The following is a 546-nucleotide window of genomic DNA, read 5'->3' as shown; positions in this document are numbered from 1 at the left end:
GTGAGAGGACTGTTTTATAAGTTCATTAGAATGAGTTAGTGGTAAATAATATATAGATAGGTTTTAATTATATACTAAAGAGTAAAACTAAAGTTTTAAATTATGGAAGAAAACCAATTTATAGAAGTAATGAGGAAACATTCAGATGAGAAGTTATTAGAAATCCTGAATGTCAAAAGAAAGGATTATGTAGCAGACGCCATAACCGCAGCCGAAGAAGTATTAATAGAACGTGGGGTTAGTTTCACCAAAATTCAAAATGAGAAGTTTGAGGAAAAAGATAATAGACCATTTATTGAAAAGATACGTGCCAGTAGTGAGAAAAGATTGTTTGGACATATCATAGACATTGCATTTATTACAATCATAACTTTTCTTGTTATAATAATCGCTATGCTCATTGAAAGTACTTCTATGAGTGAACTTGAAATAAGATTGTCTTATTCCGCTTTTTACTTTCTCTACTTCTTTGGATTGGAAACGACTAATGGGGGAAAGACTATTGGCAAGAGACTGTTAAAGATGAGTGTGATAAATAATAAAGGA

The 546-nt window shown here is 31.0% G+C and carries 1 protein-coding gene; it reads left to right on the top strand.

Annotated features, from left to right (window positions below):
• Positions 1 to 102: 102 nt before the first annotated feature.
• A partial coding sequence (locus BSAG_RS10830) for an RDD family protein (protein WP_008997558.1) occupies positions 103 to 546 on the top strand: 444 nt, incomplete at its 3' end.

This window comes from Bacteroides sp. D1, assembly GCF_000157095.2.
GTDB classification, from domain to species: Bacteria; Bacteroidota; Bacteroidia; order Bacteroidales; family Bacteroidaceae; genus Bacteroides; species Bacteroides xylanisolvens.
The sequence above is the reverse complement of the archived record's forward strand: the minus strand, read 5'-3'. Positions and strand labels throughout refer to the sequence as shown.